Here is a 20,930-nt window from a genome sequence, read left to right as displayed (position 1 = left end):
CACTAACACAGATGATTTTTTATAAAATGATAAATAAATCAATGGATAATCACTAAAACAGGGCGATAAGCCCTGTAATAATTAACTTAATGAATTATCTTAGCTAAAAAGTCTTTAGCACGATCTGATTGTGGATTAGTAAAGAACTGCTCTTTTGAGGTATCTTCAATAATTTCACCTGCATCCATAAAGATAACCCGATGAGCCACTTTACGCGCAAAGCCCATTTCGTGCGTAACAACCATCATGGTCATGCCTTCATAAGCAAGCTCAACCATTACATCTAATACTTCATTCACCATTTCAGGATCAAGTGCTGAGGTTGGTTCGTCAAACAGCATGACAATAGGATCCATACATAACGCGCGAGCAATGGCAACACGTTGCTGTTGACCGCCAGAAAGTTGTGCGGGGTATTTATCGGCATGAGCAAGTAAACCAACGCGCTCTAACAAGTTAAGCGCTTTTTCGCGAGCTTCTTCGTCTGTTCGACCTAACACTTTAATTTGCGCAAGGGTGAGGTTTTTTAAAATAGTTAAATGTGGGAATAGTTCAAAATGTTGAAATACCATACCCACTTTAGAACGTAACTTTGCTAAGTTAGTTGCTTTACTTGTAACTTCGGTTCCATCAATAATAATTTTGCCTTTTTGTACAGGCTCTAAACAATTTACGGTTTTTATCAAAGTTGATTTTCCTGAACCCGAAGGACCGCAAACCACCACAACCTCGCCTTTACCAACTCGAGTTGTGCAGTTTTTTAATACCTGAAATTGTCCATACCATTTTGATATATTTTCTAAGGAGATCATCGAGTAATCCTTTTCTTAAAATAATTAACTAGACGTGAAACGGTGAAGCAAATAACAAAATAAACTGCTCCTGTAAATAATACCATCTCAACGATTAAACCATCTCTATTACCCACAATATTAACCGCACGATAGAAGAAATCAGCTAAATTTAAGGTGTAAATAAGCGTCGTATCTTGGAATAAGATAATACCTTGTGTTAATAATAATGGTGTCATAATACGAAATGCTTGTGGTAAAACCACCATTCGTAATGCCTGACCTTTAGTCATACCGAGTGCTAGTGATGCACTGATTTGACCTTTAGATACACTTTGAATACCAGCTCGAATAATTTCCGAATAGTAAGCCGCTTCAAACAAAGCAAAAGCGATTAATGCCGACACAAAACGTATATCTGTTGTGGGTGGAAGATTTAAAATCTTTTCTAATAGTTGAGGCACTAGCAAATAAAACCAGAGCAAAACCATCATTAATGGAATTGAACGGAATATATTTACATAGCATGAAGCAAACCAATGTAGTACTTTAATTGGTGAAAGTCGCATAATGGCAAGTAGCGTTCCCCAAACGATACCAAAAATTACAGCGGTAATGGTTATCTCTAAGGTTAATAGCATACCACGCATGATATAAGGTAAATTAGGCAGGATTTGACCCCATTCTAAATCGATCATGATTTACCTCCTAATACGCCAGGAAGTCGCACTTTTTTCTCAATATATTGCATGGCAAACATGATAGCGACATTGATAATTACATATCCAAATGTAATAGCAATGAATGATTCATAAGGTTGGCCTGCATGTTCAAGCAATTGGTTTGCTTGTTTGGTTAATTCGACATAACCAACAGTTGAGGCAACAGCCGAGTTTTTAACCATATTTAATATTTCAGATGTTAACGGTGGTAACACACGTCGATAAGCGTTTGGCAATAAAATATATAAATAGGTTTGTTTCAGAGTTAATCCTAATGCAATTCCTGCGCTTTTCTGACCAGCAGGGATTGATTGAATAGCAGCTCTCACTTGTTCACAAATACGTGCACCTGTGAATAATCCTAATCCTATGGTTGACATTAATAAAGTAAATATCATAGGGTCAAGATTATATAACCAGTCACGGATAGATTCTGGTACCAGTGCTGGTACAACTTCAATCCAAAAGAATAAGTGAATGATTAACGGGATATTCCTAAAAACCTCAACATAACATGTACCTAAGCCAGATAAAAAGCGGTTAGGTAATGTTCTCAGCACACCAAATAGCGAACCAACCAAAAAGGCAACCGTTCCTGATGTAATAACTAGCAATATGGTCATTTGGAAACCTAACCACAACCAGCCTAGATACGTTGTATCCCCAAATGGTGCTGGTTGAAGAAAAATTCCCCAATTCCAACTTGTTGTCATAAATACTCCAACATGTAAAAAAATTGTAAATAGTACTAAATAAGATGATGGACGCAGTTGCCTACGTCCTTATGGGAAAATATCTGCGTATTAATCTAATGCTTTATCATTAGGATGAGCGAAAAGTTCTTTCATCTCAGAAGACATATCAAAGTTCATATTTAACCCTTTTGGTGGAATAGGTTGTTTAAACCAGCGGTTGTATGACTTTTCGGCGACACCTGATGTTTGCGCTTCTGAAATAGTTTTATCGACTAAAGCTTTAAATTGTGGGTCTTGTTTACGCAACATACAACCATAGGCTTCATAAGATAATGGTGTACCTACAATTTCCCATTGTTCAGGTTTTTTTGCTTTCGAGCGCTCACCAGCTAATAATGCATCATCAATAAGAAATGCTGCAGCTCGTCCACTTTCAAGTGTGCGAAATGCATCACCATGATCTTTGGTCGCAATAATACGAATATTTAACCCTTTTTCAGTATTGATTTTGTTGAGCATAACTTCGGATGTTGTACCTGAAGTTACGACCACATTTTTACCTTTCAGATCGTCAATATCTTTAATATTGCTACTAGTTTTAACTAAAAAGCGAGTACCAACAATAAAGATCGTATTTGAAAAATCAACTTGTTGTTGACGAGAAAGATTATTGGTTGTTGAACCACATTCAAAATCGTAAGAACCGTTTTGTAACAGTGGAATACGGTTTTGAGAAGTCAGCGGTAAGTATTTAACTTGCAAGTTAGGCATGTTTAACTCTTTTTTTACCGCATTAATAATAAGATCTGAGTAATCTTGAGAATAACCCACAACTTTTTGGTTATCACCATAATATGAGAACGGGACTGATGATTCTCTATGTCCTACGACAATCACACCATTTTCTTTTACTTTAGCTAGTGTACCAGTTAATTCATCGGCAAATGCGGCACTATTCACTAGACCTAACATTGCAAATGATAACACGAGTTTGGTTAATTTTGTCTTTTTGTTCATACTCATCTCCTACGGTTTATTTTGTATCATATTAAATAATTTTAACATTTTTACAAAGGGCATATATTATAACTTATTTTTTAGCATAAAAGTACTTTTTACTGTTTATTTATCTATCATTGGAGCTAGATGTAAGTAATTAACACAATATTAGATTGTTGGTTACATCAAGATTTATTAAAACCAATTATATTTAAGCAATAATTATGCCAGTATTGTAAATTATGAACGTCGTTTTATAAAAAGTGAGATAAATATTAATATCATAATTACAAAATAGGGTAGATTGCCCCATTTTGCATAAGGTGTTAAACCTATTGTGGGCGATACAGATGCTGATAAAACACCTGTTTCAAATTGTGGTAATTGCTTAACGAGATTACCGTGCTCATCAATAATTGCCGTAATTCCCGTATTGGTACTGCGAATTAAAGGTCTGCCAAATTCCAACGCCCTTGCTTGTGCCATCTGTAAATGTTGTTTAGGACCAATGCTATCGCCAAACCAAGCATCATTTGAAACAGTAAGTAAAAAATCGGTATCAGAGGCAAAGTTTTGATGGATTAAATTCGACAAAATCACTTCATAACAAATAGCGGGTGTAAATTTAAAGCCTTTTATGTGTAATTGAGGTTGTATTGTTTCGCCAGGTTTCATTGATGACATTGGAATATCGAGAATGGCAGCAATCGGTTCAAGTATTGACTCTAGCGGTGTAAACTCGCCAAAAGGCACCAAATGATGTTTTCTATAACGATTGGTTGTTGGGTATTGATAAGGTTCTTTTTCACCGAGCACTAACAGGGTATTATAGATATCTCCATTGGACTGATATCCTTCTTCACCAAAACGATAATCAAGAATGCCCACGGCAATTTCAGCATCATGAGCTCTAGCTTCGTTGTCTAAATATTGCAAAAAAGTTTGCTGATTGATTTCATAATCGGTGATACTGGCTTCTGACCAGATGATTATTTCATTTTTATTTAAATTGTCTAAGGTTAGTTTAGTATAGGTTTGTAACGTGTTATTGAGCTGTTCTTTTGTCCAACGGATTGACTGCGAGATATTTCCTTGAATTAACGCAAAATGAGCCGAACGCGTCTTGTCTACAGTAGTCCAATTAATATTGCCGAATGAAATTGGTGCAATAAAGATCGCAAACAGTGCAATAATCGCACCAACTGCGTGCTTTCGGGATGTTTTGATGGTTATTGACTTAATACTATAAATAAATAACCCACACAAAATAGTAAGCAATAAAGTAACACAATCTATTCCCCCTATAGGGAAATAGGCTCGCAGTGGGCTATCAAGTTGACTATAACCGAGCTGTAACCAAGCAAATCCAGTCAATATATAACCACGCAAAAACTCAGTTATTTGCCAAAGCATTGGTGCTGCAAGTACTAGTTGCTTAAATGAAAATTGTCCAGCAAAATGATTTACCATTCTTAATAGAAAAGCAAAAAGCATAGGATAAAGCGATAAATACAGGATTAAAAAGCCTAAAATAATAATGGCAACGGGTAGAGGCAATTCTCCATATTGTTTTATGCTGATATAAACCCAATGCACGCCAGATGTAAAATAGCCGACACCCCAAGTTAATCCCAATAGCATGGCTTGTTTTTTAGATTTATCAGCAATAAGCCATAAAAAACCCGCAAACGAGACAAAAGCTAACGGCCAAATATGAAAAGGTGCATAACTAAAAACGGCTATTGCACCAAGAAATATACTTAATAATATCTGTTTAAGCATTTTCAGGTAACTCTAAATTGGGCACGGTTGCACCATCAGGAATGGTGACATGTAATTGAATGATTCGTCGTCTGTCTGCAATGGCGACTTTAAATTGATAACCATCAATGGTAATGCTCTCACCACGTAAAGGTAATCGACCAAAATGTTGCATGACCAGCCCCCCAATGGTGTCCATTTCTTCATCACTAAAATGAGTTGCAAAAATATCATTAAAATCTTCAACGGGAGTTAGTGCTCGCACTGTGTAGACTGAGGTTGTTAAACGGCGAATATCACGATCTTCAACCTCATCATATTCATCTTCAATATCGCCTACGATAAGCTCTAAAATATCTTCAATTGTCACAAGGCCAGAAACACCGCCAAACTCATCTATTGCCATCGCCATATGATAGCGTTGCATCCGAAATTCTTTTAACATATGATCAACGCGTTTGCTTTCGGGAACAACTACGGTTGGTCTAAGAATTTTTTTGAGATCAAAATTATCAACACCTTGGCGAATAAAAATCAAAAGATCTTTAGCTAATAAAATGCCTTCTATGTGATCTCTATCTTCACTAATAACAGGATAACGGGAGTGCCCATGTTCAGAAATAATATCTAAACATTCATCGAGGGTATAATTGTCTTTAATTGTGATAATTTGTGAACGGGGTATCATAATATCACGAATGCGCTGTTCGGCTATATCCATAACACCTTCAATCATATCGAGCGTGTCGGGATCGATAAGTTCGTTTTCTTCCGCTTCACGAATCACTTCAATCAGTTCTTCTTTATCTTTGGGTTCCGAATTAAACAACTGACTTAACCATAATGTAAACCCTTTTTTAGGTCTCCGGTGATTATCATCACTCATTTGCTCTTTTCCTTTCTTACTTTGTTATTAATTTAAATTATTTTATATATTTTGTTTAGTTAGCTAAATTGTCATTGAATTACTAAACTGCCCATTGAGTATTTTTATTCATCAACGGGTTGATAAGGATCTTCAAATCCTAACTGCTGCATGATATCAATTTCGATATTTTCCATTTCTTCGGCTTCTTCGTCAAGAATATGATCATAACCCAGCAAATGTAAACAACCATGCACAATCATATGCGCCCAGTGTGAGGTTAGTGATTTATGTTGTTGTACAGCTTCAGTTTCCACAACTTGCTTACAAATAATGAGGTCGCCCAATAAAGGAACCTCAATCTCAACGGGAGATTCAAACGGAAAAGATAAAACATTAGTTGGTTTATCTTTATGGCGATAAGTATAATTTAACTGCTGGCTTTCTTGTTCATCAACAATACGGATAGTCAGCTCGGCGTTATCCATAAACTGAGGTAAAATAACGTCTAACCATTGCAAAATTTGTGCTTCGCTGGGTAAATTCTGTTGCTCTTTTGTAGCAATTTGTAAATCTAAAATAATGGCGCTCATCTTATTTTGTTTACCTTATGTTATTATTCACGGTGATAAGGATGATTAGCGGTTAGGCTCCAAGCGCGGTAGAGGCTTTCAGCCACAATAACACGCACTAAAGGGTGGGGAAGTGTCAAGGGCGACAGTGACCAACTCTGTTCTGCCGCTGCTTTGCAAGCTGGGGACAAACCTTCTGGCCCACCAATTAATAAACTCACATCACGCCCATCAATTTTCCAGCGTTCTAACTGCTCGGCTAAATGGTGCGTGGTATAAGGCTTACCTGGAATATCAAGCGTTACAATACGATTGCTTTTACCGCAAGCACCTAGCATTGCCTCGCCTTCTTTATCTAAAATTCGGACAATATCTGCATTTTTGGTGCGCTTGCCTGCGGGGATTTCAATAAGTTCTAAAGGCATATCTTTAGGGAATCGTGACTGATAATCACCAAAAGCAGTGGTAACCCAGTTTGGCATTTTATTGCCAACAGCAATAAGCTGTATTTTCACGTAATTAACTCCAAAGTTTCTCAAGTCCGTAAAGCTGGCGGCTTTCTTCTTGCATGATATGTACAATCACTGAATCCATATCAACTACAACCCAATCTGCATCACTTTTTCCTTCACTGCCTAATACCAAATGGCCTTGTTTTTTTGCTTCATCAAGCAAATGGTTGGCGATAGACGAAACATGACGGTTAGACGTCCCCGTACAAATAATCATATAATCAGTAATGCTTGATTTACCACGGACATCAAGGGTAACAATATCTTTACCTTTTAAATCATCAATTTTATCAATAATAAAATCTTGTAACGACTGTTGCAAAATAATCTCTCTTATTAAAAAATAAAGCGTCATTATAACATATATTATTAAAAATAACGGTGATGATAAAATTTGGCGAGAAATAGTTTGTCAAACAGTTTCAGATAATCTATGCATTTCAGTAAAAAGTTCGCAACCTAGTCTACACATAAAAACACTATTGTCTTCTCTACAAAAGCAGACATTCTTACGCTAAAAAATTATTCAGAAAAACAATTGATTTTATTAGTTTTTTATTTTATAAAAAATAATTCCTTTTTTACCCCAAAAGACTCATGCTATGCCTTGCTTGGTGTTAGCATCTGCCCCCAACAGTTTGAGGTACTATTTTGTCTGGGGAAAATTAGCGACAATGGCGACGCAAATTCTTATGAAAAAAATTTGAACATCTGATCATTGCTTTACATATCATCATATACCCCATCTATTATATTATTGATATGTTTTTCTGGGTGCTTAATAAATTCTTTCCAAGAACAAATTTTAGCAAATATTTGGTGCTCAGGATCGATATAGCAAATTGCTTTTTCTGCTGGAGACCAAACAATGTATAGCTCATAACCGTCAACTTCTTCTATCAAAGAAATTAGTTTTTTCCTTTTCCATTTCATCTCCAGCAAATCGATAAAATTATAAAAAGTAATGTATTTTGAATAACAATCTTTTCCTGAAAAATGAATTTTACCTGGCGATGTTTTAAGATATGTCAACATATCCGCAGGCATTTTATAGCTTTTTAGGCGCTTTAGTTTTTCTTGCTCATTATGCCATTCAATTGGCTCTAATGATTTTAGCAATTGCATCAAATTTGTATTTTTATTCGTTGCAGCAAGAGAATATGGGCGATCACCATATTTATCAGTAATGGTAATATCGGCTCCACATTTTATAAGATATTCGGCAAGTTCGGTGTGATCGTGTCTGACCGCTTCTATCAACGGTGTTGGAGAATAAGGGAAAACCGTATCGGGTTGGTGATAATTAACATCGGCTCCCATTTCTACCCACATTTTTGTTTCTTCTATGTTTCCATCTGATGCGCTGGACCTAAGCGCAGCACCGCCATATTGTTTTACCGTTACTCCGTATTGCTCAAATAGCGCTATATTTTCATAATTTTTCCCGTAATGAATGCGGATTAATATTTCCGAATATTTTTTTAGGGGAAGAAAATCAAGCGCATTATTTTTTAGCAAAAGATCTGTAATTTTACCATCGCTATATTGTGCTGCCTTTTCGATAATGGTAAAACGACCAACATCCAAAGACACTTTATTTTCTAATAACCACTTAAAAACAGTAAAATTATTTGTGACAACAGCAAGCTCCAAAGGTGTTATATCTGTATATTCACCAAGGTGGATTTTTTCATTTATATCCCAGTTGGCATCATATAAACTTTGCATTTTTTCGATATTTGTTTCATATATGGCAACAGCTGGTTCAGGCATCGTTTCAAAGTTGCCAATGTGTTTTATGTTGTACATTTATAATCCTGTTTCATATTGTAAAAATACTTATTATTATATATATAATTTCTGAATTTAGCTAAATTAAAACAGTAAATTAAACAAAACATTCTATTTTTTACTGTACTTTTAGAACACATTATAGTGCCAGATTTTTTAAGGAATTTTCCCAAATGAATAATAACAAACTTAATGAAATTAACCATTATTTATCGGATCCAATCAACTTTGATTTTTTAAAAGCATTAAATGCAGACCAAGCATTAGATCTAAGAGATGAACCTGAGTTTGATAATCAATGGGTGAATAGCTTTAATACCTTAAACAAAAAAAGTTTTAAAAAGGAAGAAATCGAACTTATTAATATATTAAGAGAAAAAGCATTCAAACTGTCTTTTCAACTAATTAATCATTTTGAAATTGCGTCTCAAATATCTGACGATATAGAAATAATAGCGAAAAGTTTTCTTGCTCAAGAATATAATAACTGGGCAGTTACGCACTTATGGTCGGCTTATAAAAACAAAAAATTTCCAGTATAAATAGCCCAACGCATAGCAAAATAAACAAAAAAAGGATAACAGGTATATTTTTATGGACAAGAAACAATTAATTATTGATGAACAAAAATACCCAATTAACGCTAAAGATTGCTTGCTATCGCTTGATGAAAAAAGAAAAATTACTTTCCTTAGTTTAGGAGAATCAGCTTAGAAGAATTCAATCACTTTTGGGACGTAACATTTCCATTTAACCACTTAACCCCAATGCCCCATCCTTTTGTTCTGTTATAGAAAAAACGAATTTAGACTTTAATGCCCCAAAAAACTCGTTATTTTTTAACAACAAATTCACCGATACCACATTAATTTTTTCGGCAAACAAGCAAGCGCCATTGTTCCAGCGAATATTTTTATAAGATTCTAGAAAGACTTTTTCTACCCTAGTGATGAAACAAGCATTCTTTTAATAACAATAAAAATAAAATCATTTTTTCTTATGAAGACACCTCTTTTTATGCAGAGATCTTAAATGGATAAAAGGCCGAAAAAGGTTGAATTACGGCAAATAGCACCTTACCTGTTGGTGGCATATTCTGGGGCTGAGTAAGTATGGCGTTAGGTTTGTTGGGTAAAAATCGGTGATTTTTATAAAAAAACAAAAAAATAAAAACTTAAATAAAATCAATTGGTTTTCTGACTTATTTTTAAGTGCAAGAATGCCCCATTTTTCACGCTCTTTCGCGTTTATGATTTTTATTCAGAATTATTTAATAACATAATGATTTTATTTGTATTAATTCAAAAAGTTTGCATATGCTTTAATCTATTTAATCAAATCGTGTTTAATTATTAGGAATCTTCTTGAATAAGTCTTTAAAATTTGATAGTTTACAGGAAAGATTTTTAACATTAAAAACACTAAAAAGAAGGTAATTGTTATGACTATTAAAGTAGGTATTAATGGTTTCGGCCGTATCGGTCGTATTGTTTTCCGTGCTGCTCAAAAACGTTCAGACATCGAAATCGTTGCTATCAATGACTTATTAGATGTTGAATATATGGCTTACATGCTTAAATATGATTCAACTCATGGTCGTTTTGATGGTACTGTTGAAGTTAAAGACGGTAAATTAGTGGTTAACGGTAAAACAATCCGTGTTACTGCAGAACGTGATCCTGCAAACTTAAAATGGGACGAAGTAGGTGTTGATGTTGTTGCTGAAGCAACTGGTTTATTCTTAACTGACGAAACTGCTCGCAAACATATCCAAGCTGGTGCCAAGAAAGTTGTTTTAACTGGTCCTTCAAAAGACAACACGCCAATGTTCGTTATTGGTGTTAATGATAAAGAATATGCTGGTCAAGATATCGTTTCTAATGCGTCATGTACGACTAACTGTTTAGCCCCTTTAGCTAAAGTTATTAACGATAACTTTGGTATTGTTGAAGCATTAATGACAACCGTTCATGCAACAACCGCAACTCAAAAAACAGTTGATGGTCCATCTCATAAAGATTGGCGTGGTGGTCGTGGTGCGGCTCAAAACATCATCCCTTCATCAACTGGCGCGGCTAAAGCGGTAGGTAAAGTTATCCCTGAGTTAAACGGTAAATTAACAGGTATGGCTTTCCGCGTTCCAACACCAGACGTTTCTGTTGTTGATTTAACTGCTCGTTTAGAAAAACCAGCTAAATACGAAGATATTTGTAAAGCAATCAAAGCAGCTGCTGAAGGCCCAATGAAAGGTGTGCTTGGTTATACTGAAGATGACGTTGTATCTACCGATTTCTTAGGTGAAGTTTGTACATCTGTATTTGATGCTAAAGCGGGTATCCAATTAAGCGATAACTTCGTTAAATTAGTATCTTGGTATGATAATGAAGTTGGTTATTCAAACAAAGTATTAGATTTAATTGCTGTTGTTTCTAAATAATTAGTATTTATTGGTTGAAAAGCGACTTTGAGGTCGCTTTTTTTATGCTAAATTTTGAGTAATTTTAGGTTTACTTGGGATAAAAAACGCCCACCTTAAGGTGAGCGTTTTGCTAGTATGGAAATAAATTAGTTAGATAAACTAAATAACAACAACTTCAGCTGCTGCTGGTCCACGAGGGCTATCTTGGATCGCAAATTCAACTTGTTGCCCTTCAGCTAAGGTTTTAAAGCCATCACCTGAAATAGCAGAAAAATGAACGAATACATCTTTGCTTCCATCCGCAGGAGTTATAAAACCAAAACCCTTACTTTCGTTAAACCATTTTACTTGGCCTGTTTTTTTATTCATTTACTAGACATCCTAACAATAATTAATAATTAGCCTTTTAGGCTCGTATGGGCTTTAACACTGTATTAATTATGTAACTCAACACCATGATAAAGCTATCAAAATTACATTATTAAAGTTAATTGATTTCATAATTTCAACGTTGTTGTTTACCCAGTGCTATTACCGCATAAATTATAATCAAAAGCAAGATGTTAATAATAATTTTTTTTCTTAGAATATAGTTTTTTCTTAAATTTTTAGATAATTACCTAGAAATTGATAAAAGACAAATTATTGCATGATTCAAGTGCTGAAATTACTTCAAAAGTTGGCGTATTATAAAATAAAAAAGCCATAAAATATTATTTTATGGCTTTGGATTAACAGTGACTTTTTTGTTATTCAATTTTATTTGTTTTTTGCTCGTTCAAATGACTCAAGTATTTCTTTACGAGCTGCATCGGCATTGTCCCAACCGTCAACTTTTACCCATTTACCTTTTTCTAACGCTTTGTATTGCTCAAAAAAGTGTTTAATTTGTGATTTAAGTAGTTCAGGTAAATCATCAACATCTTTAATGTGATCATATTCTTTTGACAGTTTAGTGTGAGGTACAGCAACAAGTTTTGCATCTTGACCAGCTTCGTCTGTCATTTTTAATACACCAACAGGGCGACAACGAATCACTGAGCCTGGTTGTAATGGATATGGCGTTGGGACTAAAACATCAACAGGATCACCATCTAATGATAATGTATTATTGATATAACCATAGTTGCATGGGTAAAACATCGCTGTTGCCATAAAACGGTCAACAAATACAGCACCAGTATCTTTATCGACTTCATATTTTATTGGATCAGCATTAGCCGGAATTTCAATCACAACGTAAATATCATCAGGTAATTCTTTACCAGCAGGTACATTTAAAAGTCCCATTTTTGTATCCTCTATCTAAGTTAGTATAGTGTTTGTTAATAACAGTAAGCGCACATTATAAAGATTATTCTGTATCACTCAATTTTTTTAAATGTTGAAAAATTTGCCTTGCCGTTTTGGTGGGTTTATTGGCTTCTTGCTCTTTTTTAGCTAAACGCGCTAAGGTACGCAGTTGCTGGCGATTGGCTGTTGGATATAAGCTCATGATAGTTTCCGCATCGCCTGTTGCAATCAGGTCATCTCGTAGTTTTTCGAGTTTATGAAATAAAGAAATTTGTTGATTATGACGATTTTTGAGCTTATCAAGGGCTTGGCTAATGGGATCGATATCTCGGCTACGTAGTAGCTTGCCAATGTATTGGATTTGTCTGCGATACCCTTCTTTTTTTATTTTTTGAGCAAGTTCAATAGCATAAATAAGATCTTCATCGAGAGGAATTTTTTCCAGTTCGTTTTTGCTTAAATTAACAAGCTCAACACCTAATTTTTTTAGCGCTTCCGCATCACGTTTGATTTCGCTTTTACTAACGTAAATGATTTCATCGTCTTGGGTGTCAATAGCAAAGTTGGGTTCTAAATTTGTCTCTTGATTATGATTCATATTATTTCTTTTGTTAACTAATATTCAATTCTAGCTTATTATAACGTATCACTAGCAGAATTGTAGAAAATAATAAAATGAGTATTGAACAAATTAAAAAAGAAGCGATAAACCAAAAAGAAAATTTATCAGCTATTGTCGCTAATGCTATTAAGCAAGCAAAGTCACGAGTGGATGCCGTTGAAGTATCGATTAATCAATCAACGGGTATTAGTGTTAGCACCCGAATGGGGGATACCGAAAATGTTGAATTTAATAGTGATGGGGCATTATCCATTACTGTTTATCAAAACCAACGTAAAGGCAGTGCATCAACCAATGATTTATCCCCTTCGGCGATTTTGCAAACGGTGGATATGGCGATTAATATTATGCAATATACATCACCCGATCCTTGTTCTGGTTTGGGCGATGTAAGCCAAATGGCATTTAATCCTCCTGATTTGGATTTATTTTATCCAAGTGATTTAAATGTCGATAATGCCATTGAACAGGCAAAACAAGCTGAATTAACCGCACTCAATCATTCAAAACTAATTAGCACTGATGGTGGTTATTTTAGTAGCCGATATGGTGTTTATGTTTATGGTAATAGTTTAGGAATGCTACAAGGTTATTGTGCAAGTTCACATTCGCTTTCATGTTCAGTTATTGCCGAACAAGCAGGGCAGATGGAAAGTAATTATGCTTATACCTCGTCACGTGATTTTAGTGAATTAAAATCAGCAAGTTGGGTGGGTACGCAAGCAGCTGACAGAGCAATATCGCATTTAGGTGCTAAGCAAATCGCAACCATGCAAGCCCCAGTACTGTTTAGTGCTGAAGTTGCTGTTGGGCTTATTAGGCATTTAGTCAATGCCATCAGTGGTGGCGCAATTTATCGTAAATCCTCATTTTTATTAGACTGTGTTGGGCAGGCTATTTTTCCTAAATGGCTGACTATTTATGAAGATCCTTATATTTTAAAAGGTATTGGCTCTTCGCCTTTTGATAGTGAGGGCACAAAAACAGTTAAGCGTAATATTGTTGAGCAAGGCGTGTTGCAAACTTATTTATTAAGTAATTATTCAGCGCGTAAATTGGGTTTAACATCAACAGGTCATGCAGGTGGGATTCATAATTGGCTTATCTCGCCTAGCCAAACTCATGCTAGCTTTGATGATATGCTTAAAAAACTGGATAAAGGCGTTGTCGTTACTTCGTTAATGGGACAAGGTGTTAATAGTGTAACTGGCGATTATTCACGCGGAGCCACTGGATTTTGGGTTGAAAATGGGCAAATCCAATATCCTGTTAGCGAAATTACTATTGCCGGCAATCTTAAAGATATGTATAAAAACATTGTGGCAATAGGTAATGATGTCGAAACGAGAACTAATATTCAATGTGGTTCGATTTTGATTGATAATATGAGCATAGCTGGAAAATAAGGATTAGTATGGGTCGTTTTTTTAACAATGCTTTTTTTCAAAAATTAGCTTTGTGGATGCCAGGGTTAAGTAGCCTATTACAGTATAAGCGAGAATATCTTAATTTTGACATTAAGGCGGGTTTATCGGTCGCGGCAGTTTCGTTACCAGTGTCAATTGCTTATGCTGAATTGACAGGTGTTGGTGCTATAGCAGGACTATATTCGACCATTTTGCCTTTAATTGCCTATGCACTTTTTGGATCTTCGAAACAACTGATTGTCGGACCTGATACGGCAACATGTGCTGTCGTTGCGGCTGTTGTGTTGCCGTTAGCAGCTAATGATCCCATATTACGTTGGCAATTAGTCATGATATTAACAATAATGATTGGTATTTGGTGTATTATCGCAGGAAAGCTACATCTTGGCGCTTTGGCTGACTTGCTTAGCCAGCCTATTTTAATTGGTTTGCTTAATGGTATTTCAATCACCATTATGGTTGATCAGTTAGCAAAAACACTTGGTTTTAGTTATGATTATTCTTATCTGATTGAGCGAATCGTTTATTTACCTTTTAAAATATCGCAAATCCATATAGCCACTGCACTAGTTTCATTTTTTACTTTGTTTATTTTAATTGCTTTAAAGCGATTAAAACCGTTATATCCAGCGCCACTATTAGCCGTCATTGTGATGACATTTTTTTCATGGTTATTTAATTTTGAGTATTTTAATATTCGTATTATTGGCAATGTTAGTGGAGATTTGATTCCTGCCAAATCATGGCTTGATTTTGATAAAGGGTTGATGCGTGATTTAGTTGTGCCCTCACTGAATATTGCTATCATTTGTTTTGTTAGTATGATGATAACCGTGCGCAGTTTCGCATCCAAAAATAACTATGAAACCAACGCCGATATCGAATTTAAAGCGCTAGGTGTGGCTAATATTGTAGCGGGGTTATCACAAGGTTTTGTTGTTAGTGGTACCTCATCAAGAACAGCTGTTAATGATGCCAATGGTGGTAAAACTCAGCTAGTTTCAATTATTGCTGCAATATTAATTGGTATTGTCGTGTTGTTTTTTCTTTCGCCTTTACAATATATTCCCACTTGTGTATTAGGCATAATTTTGATTTATTCATCCATTTCATTAATTAATTTTCAAACAATCCTCCGCTTTTTTAAATTTGATCGAGATGCGTTTTATTTAAGTTTAACAACACTGATTTCAGTTCTTGTGATAGGTATTATTCCCGGTATGGCACTGTCGGTGTTACTTGGGATATTTTTATTTTTGCGCCGTGTATTTAGGCCGAAAGATCAATTATTAGGTGTTGATGCAAGTGGTCGAATTCATTCAATAAACCAAGGTGTTAAACCAATCAATAATACTCTGATTTATCGATTTAACTCTCCACTAACTTATTTTAATATTGCCTATTTTAAACGGAGAATTATTAGTTATATTGATGAAGCAAAAGAGCCAATAAACTATGTGATTGTTGATGCAATTCCTTGTTTTACTTATAAAGACGTGAGTGTGTTGTCAGGAATCGATGAATTAGTAAGATCCTTAAAAGTAAGAAACACCATGTTAATCTTATCAGGTCGGCGTAAAACACTCAAAAATTGGTTTAAACAAATGAATATTAAGCTTGATAACGATCATATTGATTTTGCTTATGATCTTTATTTTGCTGTGAGATTAGTTCAAAGTAAAAAGCATATGGATAATAAAATTGATGATGAATATGAAAAGTTATCGTAATCAATGATAAGAACCTAGCAATTTTTTATTATCTAAGATCTCTTTATTTCAATGTATAAAACAATATTAATATAGACAAATCACTACAAATTTAAGTAGAATATCAGATCTTTCAAATAAAGCATTTTAGTAAACAATTTAGAGGTGAAAATGGCACGTGTAACTGTTCAAGATGCAGTAGAAAAAATTGGTAATCGCTTTGATCTCGTTATTGTAGCAGCAAGACGCGCTCGTCAATTACAAGTTGAAAATAAATCTCCACTGGTTCCGGAAGAAAACGACAAAGAAACGGTTGTTGCTTTACGCGAAATTGAAGAAGGCCTTGTTAATAAACAAATTCTCGATATTGCTGATTTCCAAGCGCGTCAAGATGAAGAAGCAGAAGCACGTGCAACACTTCATGAGTCGATTCTTCTCGAAAACACACCATCATACGAATAAGCTTTACAGGAATTGCTTATGCAATATTTTGATAGCTTAAAAGAGGTTGTAGCATCTTATCTTCCTGCTAAAAAAGTGGAATTGATACAAGATGCTTATCTTTTTGCTAAAAATGCACATGAAGGGCAATTCCGATGCAGTGGTGAGCCTTACATCACCCACCCTGTTGCAGTTGCAACAAATTTAGCTGAGATGCGGCTTGATTATGAAACAATTATTGCCGCACTTTTACACGACACTATCGAAGATACTCCGGTTACCTTTCAAGATATTACGAATAAATTTGGTAAACATGTTGCCATTTTAGTTGAAGGTGTTTCTAAACTTGATAAATTAAAATTCCGTAATAGACAAGAGGCACAAGCTGAAAATTTTCGGAAAATGGTGCTTGCCATGACCGAAGATGTGCGTGTTATTTTAATTAAACTAGCTGACCGTACCCATAACATGCGCACACTCTGTGCCTTAAGATCTGACAAGCGCCGTCGCATTGCCAAAGAAACTCTCGAAATTTATGCCCCTTTAGCTCATCGTTTGGGCATTAATCATATTAAAACAGAGCTTGAGATTTTGGGCTTTACCGCAATGCATCCAAATCGTGCCAAAGTGATTGAAAAAGTAATTAAAACCGCGCGAAATACACGAAAAGAGCTTATCCAACAAATTTTGTCTGAAATACGTAATCGATTATTAGATGCTCATATTGACGCCGAAGTTACTGGTATCGAAAAAAACATTTATGCGATTTATCAAAAGATGAAATTGCGTGAGCAGCAGTTTCATTCCATTATGGATATTTATACGTTTAGAATTGTAGTAAAGGACGTTGATGCTTGTTATCGCGCTCTTGGGTTAGTGCATAATCTTTATAAGCCACGGCTTAATCGTTTTAAAGACTATATAGCGATCCCCAAAGCGAATGGTTATCAGTCATTACATTCATCGTTAATTGGACCTCATGGAACACCTGTTGAAGTACAAATCCGCACTGAAGATATGGATCAAATGGCTGAAATGGGCGTTGCTGCTCATTGGGCATATAACGAAACCGATGAAATGAACAATACTACCACGCAAATTAAAGCTCAGCGCTGGATGCAAAGTTTATTAGAATTACAACAAAGTGTGGGTAACTCTTTCGAATTTATCGAAAATGTAAAGTCTGATTTGTTTCCTAAAGAAATTTACGTTTTTACCCCTAAAGGGCGTATTGTTCAGCTACCTGAAGGCGCAACAGCAGTTGATCTTGCCTATGCAGTCCATTCTGATATTGGTTATCAGTGCATTGGTGCAATTGTTGATCGTAAACCTTATCCTCTATCGCAACCATTAAGTAGTGGTCAAACTGTTGAAATTATTACTTCATCGGAAGGGCGACCTAATGCTAATTGGTTAAGTTTTGTAGTTAGTGCTAAAGCAAAATCTCGAATTCGTCATGCGCTTAGGACACTTAAACGTGAAGATGCAATTAAATTGGGACGACGTTTACTCGATCTTTCGTTAGTTAAATCTGGCGGTATTAGTGAGTTATCATCAAATCAAAAAGCTCGTGCAGCTGAGTTAGCTAAATTGCCAACTTTTGATGATGTTTTGTCCGAAATTGGGCTAGGCAATATTATGAGCCATTTTATAGCTAAAGGATTAGAACATAAATCGCTATTACAAAATAAAACAGAACCCAATAAAACACTAGTTATCACGGGTAGTGAAGGCGTTTTGGTTACGTTTTCTAAATGTTGTCATCCTATTCCAAATGACCCTATCGTGGGACATGTCAGCCCAGAAAAGGGACTGATAGTGCATCACGAATCTTGTCGAAATATTTCAGACTATCAAAATAATCCAGGAAAATATATTCCACTTAAATGGGCGCCAGATATTTTTCAACGCTTTGTTGTTGAAATTTGGGTTGATATTTTAAATGTTCAAGGCGCTTTAGCGAATCTCCTTTCAATTATTAATGATGAAAATACCCACTTGCAGTGGTTAAATACCGAAGAAAAAGACAGACAAATTTATACCATCATTTTGCAAATAGAAGTAAAAAACACTCAGCAACTTAGTGAATTAATGCGGAAAATATCGCTACAGTCCGATGTAGTGAGCGTGACAAGAAATATAAATTAGTCATTATGATAAATCGATTTTTTGATCATTTGCCGTTGATAAAATTAACGGGGATTGGTGCAAGTTTAGAAAAAAAATTTAATACATTAGGTATTTATACCGTCAAAGATCTGTTATTGCATTTCCCTTTACGTTACGAAGATCGTACGTCGTCTTGTTCCATTGGCGATGCGGTTATTGGTGAGTTCACTACAATAGAAGGCGCTATAATCAAAAGTGAAGTTGCCTTTAAGCGTCGACAAATGTTAATTTGCTATATTCAAGATGATTCGGGCGTTGCCGTATTACGATTTATGCATTTTACACCCAGCATGAAAGCTTCTTTGATTAAAGGAAAATGGGTGAGTGCGTATGGCGAGATAAAACGTGGCAAAAATTATATTGAAATTATCCACCCACAATTTAAATTTAAAGCCAATGGAAACGAGTCATCAGTCAGGTTAGATGATACTCAAGAAAAATATACACCCATTTATTCAACGACCTATGGACTATCTCAAGCATTGATTCGACGGTCAATTATGGCAGCACTTTTGTTGTTAAAAAATAATCCGCCTAATGAAATTTTACCAGCAAAGCTAGCATGCCACTTTTTGCCAGTATTGGATTCTTTAAATATTGTACATAACCCGCCTATTGATACTCATATTGAACAATTAATGTCGGGCGAACACCCAGCTATTAAACGATTTATTTTTGAAGAATTGATTGCTTATCATTTAAGTATGTTGATGCTAAAAAAGCATAATCAAAAACAGCAAGCACATCTGTTTTCTCCAAATCAATGTTTGATTAAACCGTTTTTATCATCATTGCCTTTTACACCCACTTGTGCTCAGCAACGTGTTGTGCAAGAGATTTATCAAGACATGGCAAAACCAGTACCTATGATGCGATTAATTCAGGGGGATGTTGGTTCAGGCAAAACATTAGTTGCTGCATTAGCTGCATTAAATGCTATTGAAAATGGTTGTCAGGTAGTATTAATGGCGCCGACAGAAATATTAGCAGAGCAACATTATAACAATTTTAGTACTTGGTTTGCACCGTTGGGGATTAGTGTTGATCTGTTGTCGGGGCGATTAACGGCTAAACATAAACGACAGTGTTATGAACGTATTCAAAATGGTGACAGCACGTTATTAATTGGTACTCATGCGGTGTTTGTTGATAAAGTGGAGTTTAACTCGTTAGGATTAGTCATTATTGATGAACAGCATCGCTTTGGTGTAAACCAGCGTCTAAGCCTGTGGGAAAAAGGTATTAAAGATAATTTCTTTCCACATCAATTAATTATGACCGCAACACCTATTCCTCGAACATTAGCAATGACCGTCTATGCTGATTTAGATGTTTCAGTTATTGATGAATTACCACCAGGGCGAACACCAATTACTACGGTAGTAATACCAAATACTCGTCGAGATGAAATTATTGAACGGGTAAACCAAGCTTGTTTAGCAAATCGTCAAGTTTATTGGGTGTGTACTTTAGTCGAAGAGTCCGAAACACTTGATGCGCAAGCGGCCGAAATGCTGGTTACCGAATTACAAGCCCGTTTACCCCATTTAAGTATTGCGTTAGTACATGGCAAAATGAAATCGGATTTAAAACAATCCGTCATGCAAGCTTTTAAAGCTGGGAACATCCAATTACTTGTTGCAACAACAGTTATTGAGGTTGGTGTTGATGTGCCTAATGCTAGCTTAATGATCATTGAAAATGCTGAGCGATTGGGTTTAGCTCAATTGCATCAATTACGTGGACGAGTTGGACGAGGATCAGCCGTATCGCATTGTGTATTGATGTATCAAGCCCCCCTAAGTAAAGTTGCTCAAGCACGCATGAAGGTGATGCGTGAAAGTAATGATGGTTTTGTTATTGCACAAAAAGATCTTGAACTTCGTGGCAGTGGCGAAATTTTAGGTACCCGGCAAATGGGTATAGCTAATTTTAAGGTTGTCGATTTGGTTCGTGATCAACATTTGATTAGCCAAGTGCAACAAGCCTCTTATGACATTCAAAAACACTACCCGCAAAGTGCTACTCAACTAATTGATTGCTGGTTGCCAGATCGTGAAAGATACATTAATGTTTAATTAATTGGAGTAAAGAGATTGATGTGTGGACGGTAAAAAGCATTGTTTGAATCAGTCCACACAT

At 35.5% G+C, this 20,930-nt stretch carries 20 protein-coding genes; 7 read left to right on the top strand and 13 right to left on the bottom strand.

What is annotated here, in order from left to right; genetic code table 11:
* Window positions 1-86: 86 nt before the first annotated feature.
* The 10 genes from A9G40_RS00655 to A9G40_RS00610 all read right to left on the bottom strand — a co-directional run bounded on the left by A9G40_RS00655 (window position 87) and on the right by A9G40_RS00610 (window position 8,726).
* Window positions 87-812, bottom strand: coding sequence for an amino acid ABC transporter ATP-binding protein (locus tag A9G40_RS00655; protein WP_065581451.1), 726 nt, complete (start codon window positions 810-812; stop codon window positions 87-89).
* On the bottom strand, window positions 809-1,489 hold the full coding sequence (gene gltK, locus A9G40_RS00650; protein WP_065581450.1) for a glutamate/aspartate ABC transporter permease GltK: 681 nt from the start codon (window positions 1,487-1,489) through the stop codon (window positions 809-811). Before gltK ends, A9G40_RS00655 begins: the two co-directional genes overlap by 4 nt.
* Window positions 1,486-2,226, bottom strand: a complete 741-nt coding sequence (locus tag A9G40_RS00645; RefSeq protein ID WP_065581449.1) for an amino acid ABC transporter permease — start codon at window positions 2,224-2,226, stop codon at window positions 1,486-1,488. The genes gltK and A9G40_RS00645 overlap by 4 nt, the downstream gene beginning before the upstream one ends.
* 90 nt (window positions 2,227-2,316) lie before the next feature.
* Window positions 2,317-3,225: a glutamate/aspartate ABC transporter substrate-binding protein gene (locus A9G40_RS00640; protein WP_065581448.1), complete on the bottom strand. Its 909-nt coding sequence runs from the start codon at window positions 3,223-3,225 to the stop codon at window positions 2,317-2,319.
* 222 nt (window positions 3,226-3,447) lie between these two features.
* Complete coding sequence (gene lnt / locus A9G40_RS00635) at window positions 3,448-4,989, bottom strand: apolipoprotein N-acyltransferase (RefSeq protein ID WP_065581447.1); 1,542 nt, start codon at window positions 4,987-4,989, stop codon at window positions 3,448-3,450.
* Window positions 4,982-5,854, bottom strand: coding sequence for a CNNM family magnesium/cobalt transport protein CorC (gene corC, locus A9G40_RS00630; RefSeq protein ID WP_065567924.1), 873 nt, complete (start codon window positions 5,852-5,854; stop codon window positions 4,982-4,984). The genes lnt and corC overlap by 8 nt, the downstream gene beginning before the upstream one ends.
* Window positions 5,855-5,958: 104 nt before the next feature.
* On the bottom strand, window positions 5,959-6,426 hold the full coding sequence (gene ybeY, locus A9G40_RS00625; RefSeq protein WP_065581446.1) for an rRNA maturation RNase YbeY: 468 nt from the start codon (window positions 6,424-6,426) through the stop codon (window positions 5,959-5,961).
* 23 nt (window positions 6,427-6,449) lie between these two features.
* Window positions 6,450-6,920: a 23S rRNA (pseudouridine(1915)-N(3))-methyltransferase RlmH gene (gene rlmH, locus A9G40_RS00620; RefSeq protein ID WP_065581445.1), complete on the bottom strand. Its 471-nt coding sequence runs from the start codon at window positions 6,918-6,920 to the stop codon at window positions 6,450-6,452.
* 4 nt (window positions 6,921-6,924) lie between these two features.
* On the bottom strand, window positions 6,925-7,272 hold the full coding sequence (rsfS, locus tag A9G40_RS00615) for a ribosome silencing factor (protein WP_065581444.1): 348 nt from the start codon (window positions 7,270-7,272) through the stop codon (window positions 6,925-6,927).
* A 368-nt stretch (window positions 7,273-7,640) separates the two neighbouring features.
* Window positions 7,641-8,726, bottom strand: coding sequence for an ankyrin repeat domain-containing protein (locus tag A9G40_RS00610; RefSeq protein ID WP_065581443.1), 1,086 nt, complete (start codon window positions 8,724-8,726; stop codon window positions 7,641-7,643).
* A 155-nt stretch (window positions 8,727-8,881) separates the two neighbouring features.
* Here A9G40_RS00610 and A9G40_RS00605 point away from each other — a divergent pair, with 155 nt between their 5' ends.
* Together A9G40_RS00605 and gapA are read left to right on the top strand one after the other, a co-directional pair.
* The gene (locus A9G40_RS00605; protein ID WP_065581442.1) at window positions 8,882-9,250 is read left to right on the top strand and encodes a hypothetical protein; all 369 of its coding nucleotides are present in this window, start codon (window positions 8,882-8,884) and stop codon (window positions 9,248-9,250) included.
* An 899-nt stretch (window positions 9,251-10,149) separates the two neighbouring features.
* Window positions 10,150-11,145, top strand: coding sequence for a glyceraldehyde-3-phosphate dehydrogenase (gene gapA, locus A9G40_RS00600; RefSeq protein WP_065567930.1), 996 nt, complete (start codon window positions 10,150-10,152; stop codon window positions 11,143-11,145).
* 141 nt (window positions 11,146-11,286) lie between these two features.
* On the opposite strand, the gene cspE is transcribed toward gapA, so the two are convergent.
* The 3 genes from cspE to yjgA form a co-directional block, all read right to left on the bottom strand.
* Complete coding sequence (gene cspE / locus A9G40_RS00595) at window positions 11,287-11,496, bottom strand: transcription antiterminator/RNA stability regulator CspE (protein WP_025315032.1); 210 nt, start codon at window positions 11,494-11,496, stop codon at window positions 11,287-11,289.
* 390 nt (window positions 11,497-11,886) lie between these two features.
* The gene (ppa, locus tag A9G40_RS00590; RefSeq protein WP_065567931.1) at window positions 11,887-12,417 is read right to left on the bottom strand and encodes an inorganic diphosphatase; all 531 of its coding nucleotides are present in this window, start codon (window positions 12,415-12,417) and stop codon (window positions 11,887-11,889) included.
* A gap of 64 nt (window positions 12,418-12,481) precedes the next feature.
* The gene (gene yjgA / locus A9G40_RS00585; protein WP_065581441.1) at window positions 12,482-13,018 is read right to left on the bottom strand and encodes a ribosome biogenesis factor YjgA; all 537 of its coding nucleotides are present in this window, start codon (window positions 13,016-13,018) and stop codon (window positions 12,482-12,484) included.
* Window positions 13,019-13,095: 77 nt separating this feature from the next.
* Between yjgA and pmbA the strand changes: the two genes are divergently transcribed.
* The 5 genes from pmbA (at window position 13,096) to recG (ending at window position 20,866) form a co-directional block, all read left to right on the top strand.
* Window positions 13,096-14,448 carry a metalloprotease PmbA gene (gene pmbA, locus A9G40_RS00580; RefSeq protein WP_065581440.1) on the top strand — a complete coding sequence of 451 codons (1,353 nt, stop codon included), beginning with the start codon at window positions 13,096-13,098 and terminating at the stop codon, window positions 14,446-14,448.
* 8 nt (window positions 14,449-14,456) lie between these two features.
* A complete protein-coding gene (locus A9G40_RS00575; RefSeq protein WP_141672028.1) occupies window positions 14,457-16,199 on the top strand; it encodes a SulP family inorganic anion transporter in 1,743 nt (580 codons plus the stop codon).
* Window positions 16,200-16,349: 150 nt separating this feature from the next.
* The gene (rpoZ, locus tag A9G40_RS00570) at window positions 16,350-16,640 is read left to right on the top strand and encodes a DNA-directed RNA polymerase subunit omega (protein WP_065567934.1); all 291 of its coding nucleotides are present in this window, start codon (window positions 16,350-16,352) and stop codon (window positions 16,638-16,640) included.
* A gap of 18 nt (window positions 16,641-16,658) precedes the next feature.
* Window positions 16,659-18,767, top strand: a complete 2,109-nt coding sequence (gene spoT / locus A9G40_RS00565) for a bifunctional GTP diphosphokinase/guanosine-3',5'-bis pyrophosphate 3'-pyrophosphohydrolase (protein WP_065581439.1) — start codon at window positions 16,659-16,661, stop codon at window positions 18,765-18,767.
* A gap of 5 nt (window positions 18,768-18,772) precedes the next feature.
* On the top strand, window positions 18,773-20,866 hold the full coding sequence (gene recG, locus A9G40_RS00560) for an ATP-dependent DNA helicase RecG (RefSeq protein WP_065581438.1): 2,094 nt from the start codon (window positions 18,773-18,775) through the stop codon (window positions 20,864-20,866).
* The last annotated feature ends 64 nt before the right edge of the window (window positions 20,867-20,930 follow it).

This window comes from Gilliamella sp. Nev3-1 (assembly GCF_001690435.1).
Classification (GTDB): domain Bacteria; phylum Pseudomonadota; class Gammaproteobacteria; order Enterobacterales; family Orbaceae; genus Gilliamella; species Gilliamella apicola_C.
Note: the sequence above shows the minus strand (reverse complement) of the source record. Positions and strands in the feature narration are given on the sequence as shown.

Excerpts from the sequence above, each read along its gene's own strand:
- A9G40_RS00655 (WP_065581451.1), bottom strand. The coding sequence starts at position 812 with ATGATCTCCTTAGAAAATATATCAAAATGGTATGGACAATTTCAGGTA.
- gltK (WP_065581450.1), bottom strand. The coding sequence starts at position 1,489 with ATGATCGATTTAGAATGGGGTCAAATCCTGCCTAATTTACCTTATATC.
- A9G40_RS00645 (WP_065581449.1), bottom strand. The coding sequence starts at position 2,226 with ATGACAACAAGTTGGAATTGGGGAATTTTTCTTCAACCAGCACCATTT.
- A9G40_RS00640 (WP_065581448.1), bottom strand. The coding sequence starts at position 3,225 with ATGAACAAAAAGACAAAATTAACCAAACTCGTGTTATCATTTGCAATG.
- lnt (WP_065581447.1), bottom strand. The coding sequence starts at position 4,989 with ATGCTTAAACAGATATTATTAAGTATATTTCTTGGTGCAATAGCCGTT.
- corC (WP_065567924.1), bottom strand. The coding sequence starts at position 5,854 with ATGAGTGATGATAATCACCGGAGACCTAAAAAAGGGTTTACATTATGG.
- ybeY (WP_065581446.1), bottom strand. The coding sequence starts at position 6,426 with ATGAGCGCCATTATTTTAGATTTACAAATTGCTACAAAAGAGCAACAG.
- rsfS (WP_065581444.1), bottom strand. The coding sequence starts at position 7,272 with ATGACGCTTTATTTTTTAATAAGAGAGATTATTTTGCAACAGTCGTTA.
- A9G40_RS00610 (WP_065581443.1), bottom strand. The coding sequence starts at position 8,726 with ATGTACAACATAAAACACATTGGCAACTTTGAAACGATGCCTGAACCA.
- A9G40_RS00605 (WP_065581442.1), top strand. The coding sequence starts at position 8,882 with ATGAATAATAACAAACTTAATGAAATTAACCATTATTTATCGGATCCA.
- gapA (WP_065567930.1), top strand. The coding sequence starts at position 10,150 with ATGACTATTAAAGTAGGTATTAATGGTTTCGGCCGTATCGGTCGTATT.
- cspE (WP_025315032.1), bottom strand. The coding sequence starts at position 11,496 with ATGAATAAAAAAACAGGCCAAGTAAAATGGTTTAACGAAAGTAAGGGT.
- ppa (WP_065567931.1), bottom strand. The coding sequence starts at position 12,417 with ATGGGACTTTTAAATGTACCTGCTGGTAAAGAATTACCTGATGATATT.
- yjgA (WP_065581441.1), bottom strand. The coding sequence starts at position 13,018 with ATGAATCATAATCAAGAGACAAATTTAGAACCCAACTTTGCTATTGAC.
- pmbA (WP_065581440.1), top strand. The coding sequence starts at position 13,096 with ATGAGTATTGAACAAATTAAAAAAGAAGCGATAAACCAAAAAGAAAAT.
- A9G40_RS00575 (WP_141672028.1), top strand. The coding sequence starts at position 14,457 with ATGGGTCGTTTTTTTAACAATGCTTTTTTTCAAAAATTAGCTTTGTGG.
- rpoZ (WP_065567934.1), top strand. The coding sequence starts at position 16,350 with ATGGCACGTGTAACTGTTCAAGATGCAGTAGAAAAAATTGGTAATCGC.
- spoT (WP_065581439.1), top strand. The coding sequence starts at position 16,659 with ATGCAATATTTTGATAGCTTAAAAGAGGTTGTAGCATCTTATCTTCCT.
- recG (WP_065581438.1), top strand. The coding sequence starts at position 18,773 with ATGATAAATCGATTTTTTGATCATTTGCCGTTGATAAAATTAACGGGG.